Here is a 19,391-nt window from a genome sequence, read left to right on the forward strand (position 1 = left end):
CAGAGCGTGGGAACGATCATTATAAGAAGAGGTGTCGATATGCGTCTGTTGAAATCCGTACTCCCGGTCGCCCTGAGCGTGCTGTTCAGCGCTGTAGCTCACGCCCAACCGACGGTCAGCGTCTACAACTGGACCGACTACATCGGCGAAACCACCCTCGCCGACTTCCAGAGCCAAACCGGGATCAAGGTGATCTACGACGTTTTCGATTCCAACGAAACCCTCGAAGGCAAACTGCTCGCCGGTCGTACCGGTTACGACGTGGTCGTACCCTCCAACCACTTCCTCGCGCGTCAGGTAAAGGCCGGCGCATTTCTCAAACTTGATCGCTCGCAGTTGCCGAACTTCAAGAACCTCGACCCGAAACTGCTCGAACTGCTACAGAAAAACGACCCGGGCAACGAGCACTCGGTGCCGTACCTGTGGGGTACGAACGGCATCGGCTACAACGTCGACAAGGTCAAACAGGTGCTGGGCATCGACCACATCGATTCCTGGGCGGTGCTGTTCGAACCCGAGAACCTGAAGAAACTCACCCAGTGCGGCGTGTCGATGATGGATTCCGCAGACGAAGTCTTCCCTGCCGTGCTTAATTACATGGGCATGGACCCGCGCAGCGAAAACCCCGAAGACTATAAAAAGGCTGAAGCGAAACTGCTGAGCATCCGTCCGTACATCACCTATTTCCATTCCTCGAAATACGTATCGGATCTGGCCAACGGCGATATCTGCGTAGCCTTCGGTTATTCCGGCGACGTGTTTCAGGCCGCCAACCGCGCCAAGGAAGCCAAGAACGGCGTGAACATCGCCTATGCGATTCCAAAGGAAGGCGCCAACCTCTGGTTCGATCTGTTGGCGATTCCGGCCGATGCGAGCAACACCAAAGAAGCCCACGCCTTCATTAATTACCTGCTCGATCCGCAGGTGATTGCCAAGGTCAGTGCGTCCGTCGGTTACGCCAACCCGAACCCGTCGGCCAAGCAATACATGGATCCGGAGCTGGTCAACAATCCTGAGGTGTATCCACCTCAAGAAGTCCTCGACAAACTCTACATCTCTACCACCCCGCCTCAAGCGATCATGCGTCTGATGACCCGCTCCTGGAGCAAAGTGAAGTCGAACAAATGAATCAGTACACCCAAGAACACGCCCGTTCCTATTACGCAGCCTCCGCTCGGGCGACTACACCTTATCCGCAACTGGAAGGTGATCTGAGCGCCGATGTCTGCGTGATCGGCGGCGGGTTCACCGGGGTCAACACCGCGATCGAACTGGCCCAGCGCGGGCTGTCGGTGATCTTGATCGAAGCCCGGCGCATCGGCTGGGGCGCCAGCGGACGCAATGGCGGTCAGTTGATTCGCGGGATCGGTCATGAGGTCGAAGGCTTCGCCAAATATGTCGGTCAGGAAGGCGTGCGTTATTTGCAGCGCGCCGGCATCGATTCGGTGGACTTGGTGCGCCAGCGCATCGGCGACAACGGCATCGAATGTGATCTGCGCTGGGGCTTCTGCGACCTGGCCAACACCCCGGCGCAGTTCGCTGCCTTCAAGGATGAATTGCTCGATCTCGCCGAACTCGGTTACGCCCACGAAACCCGGCTGATCGGCCCGGAGCAGATCCGCCAGCAGGTGGTCAACTCCGACATTTATGCCGGTGGGCTGGTCGACATGGGTTCCGGGCACCTGCACCCGCTGGATCTGGTGCAAGGCGAAGCGCGGCTGGCAGCGTCGCTTGGCGTGCGGATTTTCGAGCAGAGTGAAGTGCTGGAAATCATCCACGGCCCAACCGTGCAGGTGCGTTGCGCAAACGGCACGGTGCGCGCTGGCAGTCTGGTGCTCGGCTGCAATGCGCATCTGGACGAGCTCGAACAACAACTCAGTGGCAAGGTGCTGCCGGCCGGCAGTTACATCATCGCCACCGAACCATTGTCCGAGGCGCGCGCCGCGCAGCTGATTCCGCACAATCTGGCAGTGTGCGACCAGAAAGTCGGCCTCGATTACTACCGGCTCTCGGCTGATCGGCGCTTGCTGTTCGGCGGTGCCTGTCACTATTCCGGGCGCGATCCGGCGGACATCGCCGCTTATATGCGGCCGAAGATGCTCAAGGTCTTCCCGCAACTGGCTGACGTGCGCATCGATTACCAGTGGGGCGGCAAGATCGGCATCACCGCCAATCGTTTCCCGCAGGTCGGCCGCCTCAAACAGCACCCGAACGTGTTCTACGCCCAGGGTTATTCCGGGCATGGCCTGAACGTCACGCACTGGTGCGCGAAACTGCTTGGCGAGGCGATTCATGCCGGGCACAGCCAAGGCATGGACGTGTTCAGCGGCGTGCCGCACATGACCTTCCCCGGCGGCCCGGCCCTGCGTTCGCCACTGCTGGCACTGGGGATGTTCTGGTATCGCCTGCGGGAAATGCTCGGCTGACAGCACAAGCAGCGCTGTCGCGATCTGATCGTTCCCACGCTCTGCGTGGGAACGCCGCGCAACGCAGAGCGTGGGAACGATCATCAAACTGCCAACGATGCGCGCTATTCAAATTTGCTCTATCGCCAAGCACTTCTATATTGATGAGGTGCTTTTGCGTTCCTGACGCTCAGTGCCCATTCAATCGAGGAGACATGGATGAAGTCGTCAACCACCGACGAGCCGCGAGCGCCAGGCCAAGCACCCGTCAAAACCCGCCGTTTCGGCATTTCACTCGTCTGGATTGTGCCGATTGTGGCGGTGCTCGTGGGCATTTCGCTGGTGGTGCACAACATCATGCAGGAAGGGCCGACCATCGTGGTCACCTTCAAGACCGGCAGTGGTCTGACGGCCAATAAGACCGAAGTCAAATACCGTAATGTGGTGATTGGCCAGGTCACCGATGTCGAGTTGAGCGACGACCAGAAAAGCGTCAACGCCACGATCAAACTGGCCAAACAGGCCGAAACCTTCACCCGTGAAGACTCACAGTTCTGGGTGGTACGCCCGCGAATCGGTGCCGGAGGCGTGTCGGGTATCGACACTCTGCTCTCCGGCGACTACATCGGTGCCGACATCGGCCAGTCCAACTCCCGAGCGAAAAACTTCAAAGGCCTTGAAAACCCGCCGCCGATCACCTACGGCGAACCGGGCAAGCGTTTCATGCTGCACACCCAGGATCTCGGTTCGCTGGACATCGGGTCGCCGGTGTATTACCGCAAGATCCCTGTCGGCCAGGTCGTCACCTACGCGCTGGCGCCTGACGGTAAAGGCGTGAACATCGAAGTATTCATTCACGCGCCCAACGATGCGTTCGTCACCGAAAACACCCGATTCTGGAACGCCAGTGGCATCGACGTCAGCGTCGGCGCCAACGGTTTTCAGGTGAAAACCGAATCCCTGTCCTCCATGCTGGTGGGCGGCATCGCTTTTCGCGCCCCGGATTACAGCCCCAACGACGTCGCCGCCGCCGATGACAAAGACTTCGAACTGTTCGCCGACCAGACCACCGCCCTCGCCCCGCCCAATGGCAAGGCGCAATACCTGAGTCTGCGTTTCGACCAATCCCTGCGCGGCTTGAAGGTCGGCGCACCGGTGGAATTCCTCGGCATGGAAATCGGTCGGGTGGTGGCGATCAATCTGGATTTCGACGCGAAAAAACGCAGCTTCCCGCTTAACGTCGGCATCGTTATTTACCCGCAACGTTTGGGCATGGCTTACGGAAAAATGCTCACCGCGTTCAAGCATGATCCCAACGATGAGGCCGCCGGTATTCGTCTGATGGGCACCTTCATCGACAATGGCCTGCGCGCCCAGGCCCGCAGTGGCAACCTGCTGACGGGGCAACTGTACGTGGCGCTGGACTTCTTCCCGAAAGCCGAAAAAGTTGCCTTTGACCCCACGGCGCGCCCGGTGGTGATTCCAACCGTGCCCGGCAGCCTCGAACAGTTGCAGGAAAAACTCGAAGCCGTGGTCGACAAGCTCAACAAGCTGCCGGTTGATCGCATCGCCAACAACCTCGACAGCAATCTGATCGAGTTGCGCAAAGGCCTGACCCAGTTCAACGCCAAGACCCTGCCGGGCGTGCAGAGCACTCTGGCCGACGTCAGCAAGACCTTGCAGTCCGCCAGCTCGACCCTGGCCGAAGATTCGCCGCAACGCGAGAAACTCACGGAAACCCTCGACGAACTCGGGCGCATGTCGCGCTCGCTGCGTGAGCTGTCGGATTACCTCGGCCGGCATCCGGAATCGTTGATCCGCGGTCGCCCCGATAACGCCGCGCCGCTGGATCTGAAAGGACCGCCGCGCAATTGAGCACAGGAGCTAACCCAATGGCTTTACCGCTGAAGATCACCGTGCTCGCTGCCTTCATGCTGCTGGGCGCGTGCCGCAGCGACCCGATCAGCTTTCACACCCTGACGCCGGTGCAGATCGCCAACACCCGGACCGGCGCGCAGATTCCGATTGAAGCGCTGAGCGTGCCGCCGCAGGTCGACCGTGCACAAATCGTTATCCGCCAGGGCAACAGCGGCCTGGCGATTCTGGAAACCGATTGGTGGGGGGCGACATTGGCAGATGAATTGCGCGGCGCACTGGCCGATCAATTGAGCAATAGCAGTGGCCAAGGCAACGTTTCGGTGCGCATCGAAGTGCAACGCTTCGACTCGATCCCCGGTCAGTACGGCCTGATCGACGCCAAATGGCGCTTGCGTCCCGACGGCGCCACTGACAATGGCTTGCTGACCTGCCGTTCGACCCTGCAAACACCGTCCGGCCCGACCATCGATGATCTGGTGGGGGCCCAGCAGCACAACGTCAAACGGCTGGCCGAGCAGATCAGTCGGGCGGCAACCGGCAACGCGCGCACCTGCCCTTCGCCGTCCTGACGGACCTACAGATCGAAGCGATCCACCGCACGCCGCCGCTCGTTGTCATCACGCACATCGTAGTTGGCGGTGGTCTGGATGTTGCTGTGGTGCGCGAGCTTCTGCGCAATCGACAAATCATGCTCCTCGATCACCCGCGTAATAAACGAACGGCGGAAATCGTGCGGCATGATCTTCACCCCGACCTGGGTGCCACGCTGACGGGCGATGTAATAGATCGCGTGTTTGGTGATGCGCTCGCGGGTGATATGACTGCCGCGACGGATGCGATTGAACAGAAAGGCATCGTCAGTCTCGCCTTCCTTGAGTTCTGAACGGCGCAGTTCCAGCCATGCATCGAGTTTGGCGAACGCCCACGCCGGTGCGTACTTGATCAGTTGTTTGTTGCCCTTGCCGGTGACGGTCAGGCTGCGCTCGGTGAAGTCGACCTGATTCAAGTCCAGGTCCACCGACTCCGATTTACGCATGCCGGTGCCGTACAACAACGCAATCACCGCCGCATCGCGCAGCCCTTGCGGGCGTGGATCGGCGGCGCACACTTCCATCAGTTCGTGGATCAAAGTGCGCTTCAAGTTGCGCCCCTGCGACAAGCGCGTGCCGGCAATGGCTTTGACCGAACGCATCTTCAACAAGTGATCCTGACTGATCAGGCTCATGCGCCAGGCTTCATTCATAACGCCGCGCACGGCATTTACATACAGCGACGAGGTATTCGGCGCGTAACCGTCGGCGCGCAATGCGGCGACCAGCGCCACGACGTCTTCCGGTTGCAGCCCGTGCCAGGGGATTTCTTCGATACCCACGTCTTCGAAACCGAGACGGTCAGCGGCGTCCTGCAAGACATAACGCATGGTCAGTTGGCTGGACGGCGCCAGGCGGGCCAGATAAAGCGTCAGCGGATTAGTGGTGGACGGTGTGGATTCAGTACTCGACAAGTCAATCAAACGAAACGGCCTTGAATAGAAAACAGTTCAACAAAACAACTTAAAAGTGCAAACAAACTTATATAAAGAGCGACTCTTCCGTAGGACTTTTCGATTAAAAGAGCCGATGAACGGAAGAAGTCTGAACGGTGGCTGTATGGCTTACAGATAGACGAATCGCCGACCGTTTTTTCATGTTCCTTTGACAAAAACGCGCATAACCTTAGTTACAACAGGTTGCTCCGAAAGGCCTGCAACCCTGCCGTCCGTGGACTTAAAAGTCAATCAGGCATTCCCCGGCCGGTATCTCAACCCTTTGAAATTCCGTGTTTTTCAGACAATCGGCTGAAGGATGGCTGTCGCCCCGAGGTTCTTATGAGTCAAGCGTTTCTGCCGTTTTCCCGGCCGAGTATCGGCGATGAAGAAATAGCCGCAGTTGAACAAGTACTGCGTTCGGGCTGGATTACTACAGGCCCTAAAAGCCAGGCACTGGAAGAACAGTTTGCCGACTATGTCGGCTGCAAGCATACAGTGGCACTTTCCTCGGCCACCGGCGGCATGCACATCACCTTGCTGGCCTTGGGCATTGGCCCGGGTGACGAAGTCATCACCCCGTCGCAGACCTGGGTCTCGACCGCCAACATGATCTCGCTGCTCGGCGCCACACCGGTGTTCGTCGACGTTGATCGCGACACCTTGATGACCGACGCCGCGCGCATCGAAGCCGCCATCAGCCCACGCACCAAAGCAATCATTCCCGTGCATTACGCCGGCGCCGCGTTTGATCTTGATCCGCTGTATGCGCTGGCCGACAAGCACGGCATCGCGGTGATCGAAGACGCTGCGCACGCTGCCGGCACCCGCTACAAGGGGCATCACGTCGGCGCGCAGGGCACGGCGATTTTCTCCTTCCATGCGATCAAGAACATGACCTGTGCCGAAGGCGCGATGTTCGTCACCGACGACGAAGCCTTGGCCAGCCGCGTGCGCATGCTCAAGTTCCATGGTCTGGGCGTCGACGCCTACGATCGCCTGACCGGTGGCCGCAAGCCGCAGGCGCAAGTGATGGAGCCGGGGTTCAAATACAACCTCGCCGACATCAACGCCGCGATTGCGCTGGTGCAACTGGAGCGTCTGGACGCAATCAACGCCCGCCGCACGGAACTGGCCGCCGCCTACCGGCAAAAACTCGAAGGCCTGCCGGTGCAACCGCTGGCCCTGCCCGCTTACGCACAAACCCACGCCTGGCACCTGTTCATCCTGCGCATCGACAGCGAGCGCTGCGGCATGGACCGCGAAGCCTTTATGAAAGGCTTGCAGGACCAGGGCATCGGCACCGGTATCCATTTCATCGCCACCCACCTGCACACCTGGTATCGCCAGCGTGATCCCGATCTGTATCTGCCCGACACCGAGTGGAACTCGGCGCGGCTGTGCTCGATTCCGTTGTTTCCCGACATGAGCGATCAAGACCTTGATCGCGTGGTCGGCGCCATCGCCACTCTTATGGACAAACGCCCGTGAAACCCTATCCGATCCGCTGTGTGTCGATCGTTATCCCGGTCTACAACGAACAGGACAGCCTGCCGCAACTGCTGCGCCGCACCGAGGCGGCCTGCCGGATGCTGCGTCACGATTACGAAATCGTCCTCGTTGACGATGGCAGCCGTGACGAGTCCGCCAACCTTCTGGAAGAAGCTGCGAGCCGTGAGGACAGCCCGTTCGTGGCGGTCATCCTCAACCGCAACTACGGCCAGCACGCAGCAATCATGGCCGGTTTCGAACAATGCAAAGGCGATGTGGTCATCACCCTCGACGCCGACTTGCAGAACCCGCCGGAAGAAATCCCCCGGCTGGTTGCTGAAGCGGAAAAGGGTTACGACGTGGTCGGCACCGTGCGCGGCAACCGTCAGGATTCGGCCCTGCGCCGCTACCCGTCGAAGCTGATCAACCTTGCTGTGCAACGCTCGACCGGCGTCGCCATGAGCGACTACGGCTGCATGCTCCGCGCTTACCGCCGCACGATCATCGACGCGATGCTCGCCTGCCGCGAGCGCAGCACCTTCATTCCGATTCTGGCCAACAGCTTCGCCCGCCACACCACCGAAATCGTCGTCGCCCACGCCGAGCGTGAGCACGGCGATTCGAAGTACAGCCCGATGCGTTTGATCAATCTGATGTTCGACCTGATCACCTGCATGACCACCACACCTTTGCGCCTGCTGAGCATCGTCGGTTTCACCATGGCCGGGCTTGGATTGCTGTTTGCCTTCGCGTTGATCGTCATGCGCCTGGCGTTCGGTGCCGGCTGGGCCGGTGACGGCATGTTCGTACTGTTCGCCGTGCTATTTGTGTTCACCGGTGGCCAGTTCATCGGCATGGGCCTGCTCGGTGAATACCTCGGGCGCATGTACAGCGACGTGCGCGCCCGCCCGCGTTTCTTCGTTGAAAAAGTCTTGCGCGGCCAACCCGCCATGCCGCCGCGCGCCATCACCGTCGACGGTCTCTCCTCCTCCAATGATCAGGTTCTCTCATGAGCGCAAAAACGGTTGTCTTCGCTTATCACGATATTGGCTGCGCCGGCATTCAAACGCTGCTCGACAGCGGCTATGACATTGCGGCGGTGTTCACTCACGCCGATGACCCGAAAGAGAACGCGTTCTACGGATCGGTTGCGCAACTTTGTGCCAACAAAGGCATCCCGGTGCACGCGCCGGAAGACGTCAACCATCCGTTGTGGATCGAACGGATTGCCAAACTCGCCCCTGAGTACATCTTCTCCTTCTACTACCGCAACCTGCTGATCGAGTCGTTGCTGGCCGTGGCCAAAAAAGGCGCGTTCAACCTGCACGGCTCGCTGTTGCCGAGCTACCGCGGCCGCGCCCCGGCGAACTGGGTGCTGGTCAATGGCGAAAGCGAAACCGGCGTCACCTTGCACCGCATGGTCAAACGTGCCGATGCCGGCGCCATTGTTGCCCAACAGCGCGTGGCCATCGAACGCAGCGACACCGCGTTGAGCCTGCACGGCAAGTTGCGCACCGCCGCCGCTGATCTGCTGCGCGACGCGCTGCCGGCAATGCTGCAAGGCAAGACCAGCGAAACCGCGCAGGACGAATCCAAAGCCACCGTGTTTGGTCGTCGCACCGCAGCGGACGGCAAACTGGTCTGGGCGAAACCTGCCGAGCAATTGTTCAACCTGGTTCGCGCGGTGACCCAACCGTATCCGGGCGCTTTCTGCGCCGTGGGCGAGCACAAACTCATCGCCTGGAGCGCCGAAGTCGTCAAGGGCAACGACGGCCAGGCACCGGGACGGGTGATCAGCGTCGATCCGCTGCGCATCGCCTGCGGTGAAGACTCGCTGGTGATCCTCTCCGGCCAACGCAACGACAACGGCCTGTTCCTCAGTGGCCCGCAACTGGCCAACGAACTCGGTCTGGTCGACGGCTCGCTGTTGCGCGGAGCTGAATCCGGCCGCGCACCGCGTCGCACTCGCGTACTGATCCTTGGCGTCAACGGCTTCATTGGCAATCACTTGTCCGAGCGTCTGCTGCGCGATGACCGCTACGAAGTCTATGGCCTGGACATCGGTTCCGATGCCATCGACCGTCTGCGCAGCCATCCGCACTTCCACTACGTCGAAGGCGACATCAGCATTCACTCCGAGTGGATCGAGTACCACATCAAGAAGTGCGACGTGGTCCTGCCGCTGGTAGCCATCGCCACGCCGATCGAATACACCCGCAACCCGCTGCGCGTGTTCGAACTCGACTTCGAAGAAAACCTGAAACTGGTGCGCTACTGCGTCAAGTACAACAAGCGCGTGATCTTCCCGTCGACCTCGGAAGTCTATGGCATGTGCCAGGACAAGCACTTCGACGAAGACACCTCCAACCTGGTGGTCGGCCCGATCAACAAGCAGCGCTGGATCTATTCGGTGTCCAAACAACTGCTGGATCGGGTGATCTGGGCCTACGGCGCCAAGGGTCTGAATTTCACCCTGTTCCGCCCGTTCAACTGGATGGGCCCGCGTCTCGACCGCCTGGATTCGGCACGCATCGGCAGCTCCCGCGCCATCACTCAGTTGATCCTCAATCTGGTGGAAGGCACGCCAATTCGCCTGTTCGACGGCGGTGAGCAGAAACGCTGCTTCACCGACATCGCTGACGGCGTCGAAGCACTGGCGCGGATCATCGATAACGACAACGACGTCTGCAACGGCCAGATCATCAACATCGGTAACCCGGACAACGAAGCCAGCATCCGTCAGTTGGGCGAAGAGCTGCTGCGTCAGTTCGAAGCGCATCCGCTGCGTGACAACTTCCCGCCGTTCGCCGGTTTCCGCGACGTCGAGAGCAAGGCGTTCTACGGCGCCGGTTACCAGGACGTCGAGCACCGCAAACCAAGCATTGCCAACGCCAAGCGCCTGCTTGACTGGACGCCGACCGTGGAAATGCGCGAGACCATCGGCAATACGCTGGATTTCTTCTTGCGTGAAGCCATGCTCGAACAAGCGGACAAGCGTTGATGCAGGCCGGTCTACGCATCGACGTCGACACTTTTCGCGGCACCCGTGAAGGTGTGCCGCGCTTGCTGGAAATGCTCGACGAGGCGCAGATCAAGGCGACGTTTTTCTTCAGTGTCGGCCCCGACAACATGGGCCGGCATCTGTGGCGTCTGATCCGCCCGCAGTTCCTCTGGAAAATGCTCCGCTCCAATGCCGCCGGCCTGTATGGCTGGGACATTCTACTGGCCGGCACCGCGTGGCCGGGCAAACCGATTGGCCGTGACCTCGGGCACCTGATGCGTCAGGCCCGCGATGCCGGTCATGAAGTCGGTCTGCATGCCTGGGATCACCACGGCTGGCAGGCCAACGCCGGGCGCTGGAGCAATGCGCAACTGATCGAGCAGATCCGTCAGGGCGTCGACACCTTGAGCGACATTCTCGGCGAAAAAGTCGAGTGTTCGGCCGCCGCCGGTTGGCGTGCGGATGAACGCGTGATCGAAGCCAAGCAAGCCTTCGGCTTTCGCTACAACAGCGATTGCCGTGGGCAACGCCTGTTTCGCCCGTTGCTGGCCGACGGTACGCCGGGTACTCCACAGATTCCCGTGGACCTGCCGACCTTCGACGAAATCGTTGGCCCCATCGTCGCAGCGCGCGACTTCAACAGTTTCATTCTCGATCACTTCCGCCCGCAACAGCTCAACGTCTACACCATTCATGCCGAAGTGGAAGGGATTCTGATGGCTGAGGATTTTCGTCAATTGCTGGCCGCTGCACGTCAGCGCAACATCGCGTTCAAAGCGCTGGGCGATTTGTTGCCCGAGTTCTTCAACACCTTGCCCGTGGGCCGTGTGCAACGCGGCGCCCTCGACGGCCGTGAAGGCTGGCTGGGAGTGCAAGGCGCATGACTAAACGCTGGACGCTGCCACTGTTGTTGCTGGTCATTTGCTTGCTGGCCTATCTGCTGCCGCTGAGCACGCATGGTTTGTGGATTCCCGACGAAACCCGTTACGCGCAGATCAGTCAGGACATGCTGCTGAGCGGCAACTGGGTGTCGCCGCACTTTATGAGCCTGCGTTATTTCGAGAAGCCGATTGCCGGTTACTGGATGATCGCGCTGGGGCAGGAATTGTTTGGGCAGAACCTGTTCGGCGTGCGCTTTGTGTCGGCGCTGAGCACCGGCCTGAGCGTGCTGCTGTGCTATCTGCTCGCCCGGCGTTTGTGGAACGAACCGCGCAAAAGCTTCGTCTGCGCCCTGCTCTACATGAGTTTCACCATCGTCGCCGGGCAGGCCGGTTACGCCAACCTCGATCCGCAATTCACCTTTTGGGTCAACCTGAGTCTGCTGGCGCTGTGGTTTGCCCTCGACAGCCACACCAGCGGCAAGCGCATGGCGGCCTGGGCACTATTGGGCCTGGCCTGCGGCATGGGTTTCATGACCAAGGGATTCCTCGCCTGGCTACTGCCGGTGTTGATCGCCCTGCCGTGGATGCTCTGGCAAAAACGCTGGCGTGAACTGCTGATGTTCGGCCCGGTGGCGATTGCCGTGGCGATCCTCGTCAGCCTGCCGTGGGTGCTTTCGGTGCATGCACAGGAGCCGGACTACTGGCGGTTCTTCTTCTGGCACGAACATATTCGTCGCTTTGCCGGTGATGACGCGCAACACGATGCGCCGTGGTGGTTCTATCTGCCGCTGCTGGTGGCGTTCAGTTTGCCGTGGGCGGGATTGCTACCGACGGCGTTCAAGCAAGCCTGGCAAAGCCGTGCTCAGCCCAACGTCGTGTTTTTGCTGCTGTGGCTGCTGATGCCGCTGCTGTTTTTCAGCCTGAGCAACGGCAAATTGCCGACCTACATCCTGCCGTGCCTGCTGCCGATGGCGTTGTTGCTGGGCAATGCGCTGGCCGACCGTTTGCGTCTGGAGCAAGGTCGCGCGCTGAGCATCAACGGTGTGCTGAATCTGTTGCTGGGCGTTGTTACGTTGATCGCGCTGGTCTATCTGCAACTGACCAAACCGGTCTACGACCACGAACTGCACAGCATGGTGCTGGTGTTTATCGCGCTGATCGGCTGGATCATCGCCAACCTGCTGCAAGCCTTTCTGCCGCTGCAATGCTGGGCAGCACCGGCGCTGGGCAGCCTGTTGCTGATCGCAGTGTTGCCGGCAGCGCTGCCGAAGTCGGTGGTCGCCAACAAGATGCCCGATCAGTTCATCAAGCACCACGTCAGCGAACTGGCGCAGACCGATCACCTGCTGAGTAACGACCTCGGCGCTGCGTCGGCGCTGGCCTGGCGCCTGAAAACCCCGCAAGTGGCGTTGTACAACACGATAGGCGAATTGAAATATGGCCTTGCCTATCCTGACGGCATCCAACAGCGGGTCGATCCCGATCACGTGCAACAGTGGATGCGCGAGGCGCGCCGCAGCGGTTCAGTCGGCGTGGTGATGCGCGTCAAGGGGCAGGACGAACTGGACGAAATCGATAGATTGCCAAAGGACGGCGTCCGTTATGAGCAGGGCAACCTGGTGATCATGATCCTGCCCAGGGAGGCGTCATGAGCCTGTTGCTGCTGTTGGCTGCGTGCCTGCTGACTTGTCTGGGGCAGATTGCGCAGAAGTACGCCGTGGAGAGTTGGCGCGGGGGCGATTCTTCGCTGACCGCCAAACTGCGCTCGCCGTGGTTATGGCTGGCCCTGCTCGCCCTCGGCTCGGGCCTGTTGGTCTGGCTGCTGGTGTTGCAGCGGCTGGAAGTCGGCATTGCCTATCCGATGCTCAGCCTCAACTTCGTGCTGATCACTCTGATCGCGCGCTTCGTCTTTCGTGAGCCCATCGACCGCCAGCATTGGCTTGGCGTGGCATTGGTCATCGGCGGCGTGGTTTTGCTGGGGCAACCGTCATGAATCAACGTCGCGGCATAACGTTCGCGCTGAGCAGCGTGCTCCTCGTCAGCGCTGCGCAACTGGGCATGCGCTGGAGCATGACCCGCCTGCCCGCGCCGGAACAATGGCTGCACATCGACAGCCTCGATTGGCAGGCGCTGGCCGTGGTCATCGCGGCGATTGTTGCCTACGCCCTGTCGATGCTCTGCTGGCTCGCCGCCCTGCGCGATCTGCCGCTGGGCCGGGCTTACTCGCTGCTGAGCATCAGCTATGCGCTGGTTTATCTGCTGGCGGCCAGCCTGCCGCTGTTCAACGAATCCTTCAGTTTCACTAAATCACTGGGCGTGGCGTTGGTCATGCTCGGGGTCATCACCATCAACACTCGTCCGGCTCGTGCGCCCGCATTCAGGAGTGCTCCATGAAAATCACAGTATTTGGCAGCGGTTATGTCGGTCTGGTGCAAGCGGCTGTGTTGGCCGAAGTTGGCCATGATGTCGTGTGCATGGACGTCGACCAGAAGAAGGTCGACCTGTTGCGCCAGGGTCATGTCAGCATCTTCGAACCGGGGCTGGCCAGCCTCGTTCGGGAAGGTCTGGATTCGAAACGCCTGCAATTCACCACCGATGAACAACTTGCCGTGCAGCACGCTCGGGTGGCGTTCATTGCCGTCGGTACGCCGTCGCGTGAGGACGGCTCGGCCGATCTGCGTTATGTGCTTTCGGTGGGTGATGCGATTGCCCGCCATCGTGAGCAGCCGTTGATCATCGTCGAGAAATCCACGGTGCCGGTGGGCACCGGCGATACGCTGCGCACGCACATCGAAAAGGCTTTGATCAAGGTCGGCCGCCTGCTGCAGTTCGATATCGTCTCCAACCCGGAATTTCTCAAGGAAGGCTCGGCGGTTGCCGATTGCCGGCGTCCGGACCGTATCGTCATCGGCTGCGAAGGCGATGAAGTGCGCGACGTGATGCGCGATCTGTACTCGCCGTTCAACCGCAACCACGACCGCATCATGTTCATGGACCTGCGCAGCGCCGAGCTGACCAAGTATGCCGCCAACTGCATGCTGGCGACCAAGATCAGCTTCATCAACCAGATCGCCGAATTGGCCGAGCACTTGGGCGCCGACATCGAATCGGTACGCCAGGGCATCGGTGCCGACACGCGCATCGGTTACCACTTTATCTACCCGGGCTGCGGCTATGGCGGTTCGTGCTTTCCCAAAGACATGCGCGCGCTGATCCACAGTGCCGAAGAGGCGCATTGCTCCAGCGACTTGCTGCAAGCGGTCGAGGCGATCAATCAGCGCCAGAAACACAAACTGTTCGAGCGTATCAACGCGTTCTATCGCGGCGATCTGCGTGGCAAGACCTTCGCCCTGTGGGGCCTGGCGTTCAAACCCAACACTGATGACATGCGCGACGCGCCGAGCCGCGTGTTGCTGGAGGAACTGTGGGCCGCCGGTGCCAGCGTGCGTGCCTTCGACCCGGAGGCCATGCAGGAAACCCAGAACCTTTACCCGGACGAGTCGAAATTGATGCTGATGGGCACACCGGAATCGGTATTGCCCGGCGCCGATGCGTTGATCATCTGCACCGAGTGGCAGCAATTCAAGGCACCGGATTTCGACCTGATCAAACAGCGCCTTAACACCCCGTTGATTTTCGACGGCCGCAACCTGTACGACGCCGAGCGCCTGGCGCGCAATGGCTTCCAGTACTTCCCGATGGGCCGTGGCGAATCGCGTAAGTTGCCGATCCCGCTGCAACAGTGGCCGCACGCGTCCGACGTCGCTTGATTACGCTGTCGCCTGAGATTCGCCGGCAGTCGCTGATCGCAGGGCTGCTGGCGTTTTTATTGTTCATCGCCGGGGTCTTCGGGCAGGCCCCGATTGGTTTCGATTCGCGGTTTGTGTTGTTCGCGCAGGAAATGCTGCGCCATGGGCCGACGGTGTTTCCGACGACTTATGGTCAGCCGTACGCGGATTATTCAGCAGTTTCGACGCTGTTTATCTGGCTGCTGTCGTTGCCGTTCGGTGCGGTGAATGCGTTGACCGCGTGGGCGCCGAGTGCGATCGCCGGCGCACTGATCGTGACGCTGATGTACCGACTGTTGGCGCCGTACTCGCGGCGCTGGGCGTTGATCAGTATTGCGTGGCTGATGCTCACCAGTGGCTTTGTCACCGAAGTGCGCGCGGTGTCGCAGGATTTGATGCTCGCGGCGGTGGCGTTCGCGGTGTTCTATCTGGGGTATGCCCATGATCATTTTGGCGGCAGGCGTCACTGGCCGCTGATCTTCGTTTTGCTGTTGCTCGGTTTCGGCATTCGCGGGCCGATTGGTCTGGTGGTGCCGACTGGCATGCTCTGCAGTTATTACCTGTTCAACCGGCAATGGTCGCGACTCTTGGTGTTCGGTGTGTTGGCTTCGCTGTTGCTGGCCGCGTGTGTCGGGTTGTTGTTATGGCTAGCGCAGGTCAGCGGTGGGCCGGTGTTTTTGCAGGACGTGATCCGCATGCAGTTCATGGGGCGCATGGACGGCAGCGAAGGCGTCAGCGGTTCGCTGTATTACTTCACTAGCTCCTTTGGTAACTATGCCCTCGCCTACCCGTTGGCATTGCTGGTGTTGGCGGCGGCCTGGCTGAGCAAACCACAGCAGCGTGGCCCTGCGTTACGCCTGGTGCAGTATTGCGCGGCAGCCGGACTGATTGTGATGGTCGGCTTGTCGATTCCCCAGGCGAAGAAGGCGCGGTATTTGCTGCCGATGTTGCCCATGGCCGCGATCATTGCGGCGTATCCGTTTCAGGTCGCGCATGGTTGGGTATTTCGTTGGTTGCGCGGGTTGATGCTGGGTGTGTGGCTGGTCACGCCGGGCTTGTTGATGGTGGTGTTGCTGATCGCCCGACGGCGGTTTCCCGAGCAATTGGGTGAGGTTTCGATTGTTTTGATCGCGTTGGGCGTGCTGCAGCTGTTGGCGTTGTCGCGATTGTTGGTCCCGCGTTGGCGAGCCGAAGTGCTGGCGTTGTGTGCCGTGTTGGCGCTGTGGTCGGTTTATGCGGCCGTGTTCGAACCGGTGGAGCGGCGTCTGTACGACACGCAAACGTTCAGCCGCGAGGTCTTCGCTCAGATCCAGCATAACCCCGCACCGCTGGTGCTGCACGGCATGGGCAAGGACGCGAAGGCGATCAAGTTCATGGTCAATCTCCCGCAGGATCTGCAACCGCAGTTCAGTGACTCGATCCAGCAACTGGAGGCGATCAAAGGCCCGGCGTGGCTGATGATGGACCGCAGTGATCTGGCATCCCTCAAGGGCACGCCGCTGGAAAGCGCGCAGCCAGTGTTGAGTGGGCGTTTCGACAAAAACGACTATGTATTGCTGTGGCTGAAACCGTAACCTGTCCAGCTCTCGACCGGCAGGATGCGCCTCAACATGACCTTCGACGTACGCCGCGCCAGCCTTGCTGACGCGCAAGCCCTCCCCGCGATCGAGCATTCGGCAGCGCAATTGTTTCGTCTTGATCCGCCATTGGCGTGGCTGGCTGATGCCGAGGTGCCCGATGCTGGCCAACATCTGCTGGCCATCGAACAGGCGTACGTGTGGGTTGCTGAACATAGCGGTGGGCAACTGACTGGATTTGTTCGTGCTGTCGACATTGATCAGCACCTGCACATTGAGGAGCTATCCGTCAGTCAGGCTTTTCAAGGACAAGGCATCGGTCGCGCACTGGTTGCGGCAGTCATTGAACAAGCGCGCGCGATGCAGTTGAACTCAGTGACATTGACCACCTTTCGCGATCTGCCATGGAATGCACCGTTTTATCAGAGGATGGGGTTTGTCGAGTTGGCGAATGTAAAAGCCGAACGCCATTTACGCGATGCGCTGCAAGCCGAAATCGTCTGCGGATTTCCCCCAGAGCGGCGCTGCGCCATGCGCCTGCGCCTGATTTGAAAGCAATGAAGATCCTTGTGGAGCGAGCCTGCTCGCGAAGCGGAGGGTGTCAGTCAACATTGTATGTATCTGGTACAACGGCTCCCACAGGAATTGTGGTGTGGCGGCTTGACCGGTGGTGACTGCCCGGTAAGGATGGCGTACGCCCGCCCAGCATTTGAAATAAGGACATTGACCCTTCGTGGCCACCTACTCGCGCCTCATCCGCCGGTTGATGATCAGTTCGCTGACCGTCGTTATCAGCCGCGCCCTGATCAGCCCGCTGCTGACCCTGTTCCTCAGCAACAAGCTCAAACTCAACCCGCAGGATGTCGGTCTGCTGTTGGGCATTGCGGTGTTCAGCGCCACGTTGCTGTCGCTGTATGGCGGCTACATCATCGATCGGCTGGACAAGCGCCGGTTGCTGATCCTGACCATGCTCTCCAGCGGCATCGGCCTTATCCTGCTGACCTTCGCGCAGAACCTGTATCTGGTCACCCTGGTGCTGATCATCAGCGAAACGGCGTCGGCGCTGTTCCTCATCTGCGCCAAAGCCATCCTCAGTGAAAACCTGCCGGTGGGCCAGCGGGTCAAGGCGTTTTCCCTCAACTACACATTGACCAATATCGGCTATGCGGTCGGCCCGATGATCGGCGTGGTGATTGCCGGGGTGCAGCCTTCGGCGCCCTTCATCGTTGCCGGTGCGATTGCCATCGGCAGCATATTTTTGCTGCTCGGCGCCGCCCGGGAAGCCAGCCCGATCGCTCCAGTCGCTGCGCCACCCAGCTTTCTGAAAACCCTGATCATCCTGAAAAACGACCGCACGATGATCCTGTTTACCCTGGGCTGCCTGCTCAGCACGCTGGTGCACGGGCGTTTCACCCTGTACCTGTCGCAATACCTGCTGGTCACCCACACCCAGCAACAGACGCTGGAGACCATGGCCGCCCTGCTCGCCTGCAATGCAATCACGGTGATCCTGTTGCAGTACCAGATCGGCCGCCTGCTCAGCCGAGAACACCTGCGTCACTGGATTGCCGGCGGCACTGCGTTGTTCATCGTCGGGCTGATCGGTTTCAGTCTGGCCGACAGTCTGCTCGGCTGGTGCGTGGCGATGTTTATCTTCACCTTGGGCGAGATGATCATTTACCCGGCCGACTTTTTGTTCGTCGACACCCTCGCCCCGGAAGAACTGCGCGGCAGCTACTACGGCGCGCAGAATCTGGCGGCGTTGGGTGGTGCGGCCAGTCCAGTCATGTGCGGATTTCTGCTGATGCACACACCGGCGCCGAGCATGTTTTATGCCTTGAGCGCACTGGCGGCTGTGGGCGGCTACTTGTGCTTCGTCAGTGGCCGTCGCGTCGCTTCAATGCAAAATTAATGCACTAAATCTTCATTAATATGAATTTGTCAGCATCGAGTTTGCCCGGCACACTGTGCACGTTCCTCCCCCAATGTTGGAACACTTCGAGGGCTTTCCGGATATGCCGGACAAGTCCTTTTTTTTGCCTCGAATTTGCTGCAAGGATCGGATTCACATGCTCGCTCGCTGGTTGCCCGCCGCCATCAATACCCGCCCGACCGAATGGAGCCGCGCCGCCATCGGCATGGCATTGGGCACATTGTTCAGCGTGTGGTTGTGCGCGCAGGTGTTCGGTCACGACGTCGCCTATCACCTGATTGGCCCGCTGGGGGCATCGGCGGTGTTGCTGTTCGCCGTGTCATCCGGCGCCCTCGCCCAACCCTGGTCGATTCTCGGTGGTTATTTGTGTGCCGGCGTTGTGGCGTTGCTGGTGGCTCACGTGCTCGGCCGAACTCTGGGCAGCGCCTGCCTGGCGGCGGGCATGGCGCTGATACTGATGTGCTGGCTGCGTTGCCTGCATCCGCCGGCCGGGGCGTTGGCATTGACGCTCGTATTGGCCGATCCAGCGACCATCGCGATGGACTGGAAAGCCATGGAACCGGTGATGCTCGGCGCGGCGTGCATGCTGCTCAGTGCCTTGGCCTACAACAACCTGACCCGTATCCGTTACCCGAAACGCCCCGCTGAACCAGCGCCGATGGTTGCCCCGGTCGACAGTCAGGCAATCACCGCAGAAGACCTCAAACTCGCGTTGGCCGATATGGAAGCCTTCATCGACATCACCCCCGAGGATCTCGAACAACTGATCCATGCCAGCGAACTGCACGCCAAGCGCCGCAGCATTACCCAAACCTTCCGCTGACTCTGTGTAGGAGCTGCCGCAGGCTGCGATCTTTTGATCTTGCTTTTTAACGGTCAACAGATCGCAGCCTTCGGCAGCTCCTACATGAG

Annotated in this window: 17 protein-coding genes; 16 read left to right on the forward strand and 1 reads right to left on the reverse strand. The window is 60.2% G+C overall.

Annotated features, from left to right (window positions below):
* Positions 1-39 precede the first annotated feature (39 nt).
* The 4 genes from PMI23_RS04575 to PMI23_RS04590 all read left to right on the forward strand — a co-directional run bounded on the left by PMI23_RS04575 (position 40) and on the right by PMI23_RS04590 (position 4,852).
* Positions 40-1,128: a polyamine ABC transporter substrate-binding protein gene (locus PMI23_RS04575; protein ID WP_007910200.1), complete on the forward strand. Its 1,089-nt coding sequence runs from the start codon at positions 40-42 to the stop codon at positions 1,126-1,128.
* On the forward strand, positions 1,125-2,426 hold the full coding sequence (locus PMI23_RS04580) for an NAD(P)/FAD-dependent oxidoreductase (protein ID WP_007910199.1): 1,302 nt from the start codon (positions 1,125-1,127) through the stop codon (positions 2,424-2,426). Before PMI23_RS04575 ends, PMI23_RS04580 begins: the two co-directional genes overlap by 4 nt.
* A 198-nt stretch (positions 2,427-2,624) precedes the next feature.
* Positions 2,625-4,280 carry a PqiB family protein gene (locus PMI23_RS04585; protein ID WP_007910198.1) on the forward strand — a complete coding sequence of 552 codons (1,656 nt, stop codon included), beginning with the start codon at positions 2,625-2,627 and terminating at the stop codon, positions 4,278-4,280.
* 17 nt (positions 4,281-4,297) lie between these two features.
* Positions 4,298-4,852, forward strand: coding sequence for a PqiC family protein (locus PMI23_RS04590; RefSeq protein WP_007910197.1), 555 nt, complete (start codon positions 4,298-4,300; stop codon positions 4,850-4,852).
* A 5-nt stretch (positions 4,853-4,857) separates the two neighbouring features.
* Here the strand turns inward: PMI23_RS04590 and PMI23_RS04595 are convergent, their stop codons facing one another.
* Positions 4,858-5,703: a site-specific integrase gene (locus tag PMI23_RS04595; RefSeq protein WP_238539512.1), complete on the reverse strand. Its 846-nt coding sequence runs from the start codon at positions 5,701-5,703 to the stop codon at positions 4,858-4,860.
* A gap of 447 nt (positions 5,704-6,150) precedes the next feature.
* Here PMI23_RS04595 and arnB point away from each other — a divergent pair, with 447 nt between their 5' ends.
* The 12 genes from arnB to PMI23_RS04655 all read left to right on the forward strand — a co-directional run bounded on the left by arnB (position 6,151) and on the right by PMI23_RS04655 (position 19,302).
* Positions 6,151-7,299 (forward strand): UDP-4-amino-4-deoxy-L-arabinose aminotransferase, encoded by a 1,149-nt coding sequence (gene arnB, locus PMI23_RS04600; protein WP_007910194.1) that lies wholly within the window; start codon positions 6,151-6,153, stop codon positions 7,297-7,299.
* On the forward strand, positions 7,296-8,312 hold the full coding sequence (gene arnC / locus PMI23_RS04605) for an undecaprenyl-phosphate 4-deoxy-4-formamido-L-arabinose transferase (protein ID WP_007910192.1): 1,017 nt from the start codon (positions 7,296-7,298) through the stop codon (positions 8,310-8,312). Before arnB ends, arnC begins: the two co-directional genes overlap by 4 nt.
* Positions 8,309-10,300 carry a bifunctional UDP-4-amino-4-deoxy-L-arabinose formyltransferase/UDP-glucuronic acid oxidase ArnA gene (arnA, locus tag PMI23_RS04610; RefSeq protein ID WP_007910190.1) on the forward strand — a complete coding sequence of 664 codons (1,992 nt, stop codon included), beginning with the start codon at positions 8,309-8,311 and terminating at the stop codon, positions 10,298-10,300. Before arnC ends, arnA begins: the two co-directional genes overlap by 4 nt.
* Positions 10,300-11,184: a 4-deoxy-4-formamido-L-arabinose-phosphoundecaprenol deformylase gene (gene arnD / locus PMI23_RS04615; protein WP_007910188.1), complete on the forward strand. Its 885-nt coding sequence runs from the start codon at positions 10,300-10,302 to the stop codon at positions 11,182-11,184. The genes arnA and arnD overlap by 1 nt, the downstream gene beginning before the upstream one ends.
* Positions 11,181-12,833, forward strand: a complete 1,653-nt coding sequence (gene arnT / locus PMI23_RS04620) for a lipid IV(A) 4-amino-4-deoxy-L-arabinosyltransferase (protein ID WP_007910186.1) — start codon at positions 11,181-11,183, stop codon at positions 12,831-12,833. Before arnD ends, arnT begins: the two co-directional genes overlap by 4 nt.
* Complete coding sequence (gene arnE / locus PMI23_RS04625; protein ID WP_007910179.1) at positions 12,830-13,174, forward strand: 4-amino-4-deoxy-L-arabinose-phosphoundecaprenol flippase subunit ArnE; 345 nt, start codon at positions 12,830-12,832, stop codon at positions 13,172-13,174. Before arnT ends, arnE begins: the two co-directional genes overlap by 4 nt.
* Positions 13,171-13,575, forward strand: a complete 405-nt coding sequence (gene arnF / locus PMI23_RS04630; RefSeq protein ID WP_007910178.1) for a 4-amino-4-deoxy-L-arabinose-phosphoundecaprenol flippase subunit ArnF — start codon at positions 13,171-13,173, stop codon at positions 13,573-13,575. The genes arnE and arnF overlap by 4 nt, the downstream gene beginning before the upstream one ends.
* Positions 13,572-14,951 (forward strand): UDP-glucose dehydrogenase family protein, encoded by a 1,380-nt coding sequence (locus PMI23_RS04635; protein WP_007910177.1) that lies wholly within the window; start codon positions 13,572-13,574, stop codon positions 14,949-14,951. The genes arnF and PMI23_RS04635 overlap by 4 nt, the downstream gene beginning before the upstream one ends.
* A complete protein-coding gene (locus PMI23_RS04640; RefSeq protein ID WP_007910176.1) occupies positions 14,948-16,543 on the forward strand; it encodes an ArnT family glycosyltransferase in 1,596 nt (531 codons plus the stop codon). The genes PMI23_RS04635 and PMI23_RS04640 overlap by 4 nt, the downstream gene beginning before the upstream one ends.
* A 36-nt stretch (positions 16,544-16,579) precedes the next feature.
* Positions 16,580-17,098 (forward strand): GNAT family N-acetyltransferase, encoded by a 519-nt coding sequence (locus PMI23_RS04645; RefSeq protein ID WP_007910174.1) that lies wholly within the window; start codon positions 16,580-16,582, stop codon positions 17,096-17,098.
* Between the two features lie 181 nt (positions 17,099-17,279).
* Complete coding sequence (locus tag PMI23_RS04650) at positions 17,280-18,458, forward strand: MFS transporter (protein WP_007910171.1); 1,179 nt, start codon at positions 17,280-17,282, stop codon at positions 18,456-18,458.
* Positions 18,459-18,615: 157 nt separating this feature from the next.
* Positions 18,616-19,302, forward strand: a complete 687-nt coding sequence (locus PMI23_RS04655) for an HPP family protein (RefSeq protein ID WP_007910169.1) — start codon at positions 18,616-18,618, stop codon at positions 19,300-19,302.
* Positions 19,303-19,391 lie beyond the last annotated feature (89 nt).

The organism is Pseudomonas sp. GM24, assembly GCF_000282235.1.
In the GTDB taxonomy this organism is placed as follows: domain Bacteria; phylum Pseudomonadota; class Gammaproteobacteria; order Pseudomonadales; family Pseudomonadaceae; genus Aquipseudomonas.